General features: G+C 76.9%; 3 protein-coding genes. All 3 read right to left on the reverse strand.

Going from position 1 to position 3,440, the window contains the following annotated elements; genetic code table 11:
• On the reverse strand, positions 1-905 hold a 905-nt coding region (gene tilS / locus F6X68_RS31625), incomplete at its 3' end, for a tRNA lysidine(34) synthetase TilS (protein ID WP_151457676.1).
• Between the two features lie 10 nt (positions 906-915).
• Positions 916-1,986, reverse strand: coding sequence for a zinc-dependent metalloprotease (locus F6X68_RS31630; protein WP_151457677.1), 1,071 nt, complete (start codon positions 1,984-1,986; stop codon positions 916-918).
• Positions 1,987-2,187: 201 nt separating this feature from the next.
• Positions 2,188-3,440, reverse strand: a 1,253-nt coding sequence (dacB, locus tag F6X68_RS31635; RefSeq protein ID WP_151457678.1) for a D-alanyl-D-alanine carboxypeptidase/D-alanyl-D-alanine-endopeptidase, incomplete at its 5' end; no start/stop codon positions are given.

Raw genomic sequence — 3,440 nt, forward strand, 5'->3', positions numbered from 1 at the left:
CCGGTGACCAGCGTGTCCAGCGCGGTCACGTGCCGGTGCGACAGGGCGGCGGGCGGGGCGCCCAACTCCCGGGCCCAGGCGTGCAGCACCCGGCCGCGTACCGCCGGCGGGAGCTCGGCCAGCGCCCGCACCGCGAGCCCGCCGTCGGGATGACGGACGTCGGCCAGCGCGGCGTCGGCCAACTCGTCGAGGACGGCGTTGTCCGCCGCCACCAGCCGGGCGGTCCGGGCCAGGTTGTCCAGCACCCCCGGCCCGAGCGCGCGGACCAGGGCGGGCAGCAGGTCGGCCCGGACCCGGGCCCGGGCGTACGACGGATCGGCGTTGTGCGGGTCCTCCCAGGGGTTCAGCCCGAGCACCGCGCACGCCGTGCGGGTCTGCTCCCGGCCGACCTCCAGCAGCGGGCGCAGCAGCGGCACCCCGTCGAGGTCCCGTCGGGCGGGCATCCCGGCCAGCCCGCGCGGGCCGGCGCCCCGGGCGAGCGCGAGCAGCACGGTCTCCGCCTGGTCGTCGCGGGTGTGCCCGGTGAGCAGGGCCGTCGCCCCGAGCCGGCCGGCAACCTCGGCGAGCGCCAGGTAGCGCGCCTCCCGGGCGGCCGCCTCGGGCCCGCCCGGGCGCCCGGCCACCTCCACCCGCACCGACTCGACCGGGGCCAGGCCGACCTCGCGGGCCCAGGTCACCACCGCAGCGGCCCGCCGCGCCGAGCCCTCCTGGAGGCCGTGGTCGACCGTCACCAGGCCGGCGGCGCGACCCAGCCGGGGCGCCACGAACGCGGTGGCGGCGGCCAGCGCGAGCGAGTCCGCGCCGCCCGAGCAGGCGACCAGCACCGGCCCTCCGGGCGGCAGGTCGGCCAGCGCCCGGCGGACCGCGACCCGGATCGCGGCCACCGGCGGAGCGAGCGCGGCCACGGGCGTACGGTCAGCCGGCGGTCGGGGCCGGGCCGACCGGCCCGTGCACCCGCGCCACCCAGGCGTCCGGGTCTCCCAGTTCCTCCAGCCGGGGCAGGGTGAGCGGCGAGTCGAAGATCTTGTTGAAGCCCGCCATGCCTACCCGGTCCACGACGCCGTGCACGAACTTGCGGCCCTCGGCGTACTGACGCATCTTGACCTCGATGCCGAGCAGCCGGCGGATGGCCTTCTCCAGCGGGTTGCCGGCCTCCCGGCGCCGGTTGAACGCCGCCCGGATCCGATCCACGCTCGGGACGACCTGCGGGCCGACGCCGTCCATGACGAACTCGGCGTGCCCCTCCAGCAGGGTCATCAGCGCGGTGAGCCGGTCCAGCACGGCCCGCTGCCCCGGGGTCTGGACGATGTCCAGCACGCTCGTGCGGCTCTCCGGGTCCTTCACCGCGTCCGAGAGCGTGGCGACGCCCCGGCGCAGCCGCTCCAGCAGGTGCTCGCCGCCGCTGGACGACGCGTCCACGAAGGCCTGCACCTCGCTGAGGAAGTACGCCCGCATCCACGGCACGGCGGTGAACTGGGTGCGGTGGGTCACCTCGTGCAGGCAGACCCAGAGCCGGAAGTCGCGCGGGTCGGCCCCGAGCTTGCGCTCCACCTCGACGATGTTCGGCGCGACCAGCAGCAACTGCCCCGGGTCGGCGGAGAAGACCTCGTACTGGCCGAGGACCCGGCCGGAGAGGTAGGCCAGCACGGTGCCGGCCTGTACGCCGGTGACCCGGGAGCCGATCGCCTCGGTCAGCGCGCTTGGCTGCTTGTCCTTGGTGAGCCGGCCGACCAGGGGGGTGATCACCTCGCGCAGCCCGGCGATGTTGGTCGCCGCCCAGTCCCGCCGGTCCACCACCCGCACGGGCGGGTGCGACACCTGCGAGCGGAGACCCGTGTAGTCCGCGACGTGCCCCGCCGCCTCGTCGGTCAACCGCCGCAGGTCACTGACCACGTCGGTGGCCTCGGTGTACGAAACCCGGGGGCCCGACTTGCTCAGCGCCCCCGCGGTCGCGGCGGCCAGATCCCAGTCCACGAACTGCGCCATGCACCCCACCGTACCCGCGCCGCGACACCCCGGCCCGGGCTCGCGCCCGGCGATCGATGCCGGTCCCGTCCGACGCGGTCCCCGTCCGGCCCCGGCACTACGTGACGCCGGTCCCGCCCCGACGCCGATCCCGCCCAGGCCCGGCGCACGTCGCCGGTCCCGTCCAGGCCGGCGTGCGGCACTCGTCCCGCCCGGCGGCGGTCAGCGGCAGCCGCAGCCGGCCAGGGCGGCGCCGATCTGGTCCAGCGCCCCCCGGGCGGCCGTCAGCCCGTCGGGGGGCACCGCGTCGGTGAGCACGGCGAAGGTGAGCAGCCGACCGTCGGCAGTGCTGACCAGGCCGGCGACGGCGTGCACCTTGGTCAAGGTCCCGGTCTTGGCCCGGACCACCCCGGCACCGGCCTTCGTCGCCGCCGTCTCGTAGCGGTCGGCGAGGGTGCCGGACCAGTCGGCGACGGGCAGGCCGCCGAAGATCGCGGCCAGCTCGGGGCGGCTGCCGTCGCCAGCGAGCGCGATCAGGTCGGTGAGCAGCGAGGGGCTGATCCGGTTGCTGCGCGACAGGCCACTGCCGTCGGCGAGGGTGAGTTCGTCGGCCGGCAGGCCGAGCTCCCCGGCCACGGCGTCCATCGCCGCCCCGGCGCCGGCGAACGAGGCCGGCTGGTTGCGGGCCAACGCGACCTGCCGGGCCAGCGCCTCGGCGACGATGTTGTCGCTGTCGCTGATCATGATGTCGACCAGCCGGACCATCGGCAGCGACTCCACCCTGCCCAGCTCCGCGCCGGGCCCCGGGGCGGTCGCGGGGGTGGTGCCCGCGTCGGCCGCAGGGGTGGAGCCGGCGGGGGCGGTGCCGCGGGCGACCGCGCCGGCCGGCACGCCGAGCAGCCTGGCGAAGGCCCTGCCGGCCGCGAGGTCGGGCTGGGACACCCGCTCGGCCCAGTGGTTGCCGGCCGCCTCGTCCTTCTTCGCGCGGGTCACGTCGCTGCGGGCCCCGTCGGTCATCAGCGCCGAGATCGCCCCGCCGTAGCCGCCGGTGGGGATGTCGTCGTCCCAGCCCGGCTCGAAGAGCGGACCGGAGTAGAGCGACGAGTCAACGGTCACCTTCGTCGGCTTCGTGCCGCCGAGGGCGTCCCGCACCTGACCGGCAAGGTCGTCCAGCCGGGCCGCGCCCGGGTAGAAGCCGTTCTTGTCGACCGCCAGCGTGGGGTCCCCGCCGCCGACGATCACCACCTCGCCCGGGGTCGCGCCGGCCACCGCCCGGGTCGGGATGCGGTACGCCGGACCACGCGCGGCGAGCACCGTGACCCCGGTGACCAGCTTGGTCACCGAGGCGGGCACCGTGCCGTCGTCCTCGCCCCGGCCGAAGAGCGGCTGGCCGGTGGTCACGTCGGCCACCGAGACGTGGACCCGGTCGCCGAGGGCGGGCACGCCGACGAGGGGGGCGAGCGCGGCGCGTACAC

The sequence above is a fragment of the Micromonospora sp. AMSO12t genome, assembly GCF_008806585.1.
In the GTDB taxonomy this organism is placed as follows: Bacteria; Actinomycetota; Actinomycetes; order Mycobacteriales; family Micromonosporaceae; genus Micromonospora; species Micromonospora reichwaldensis.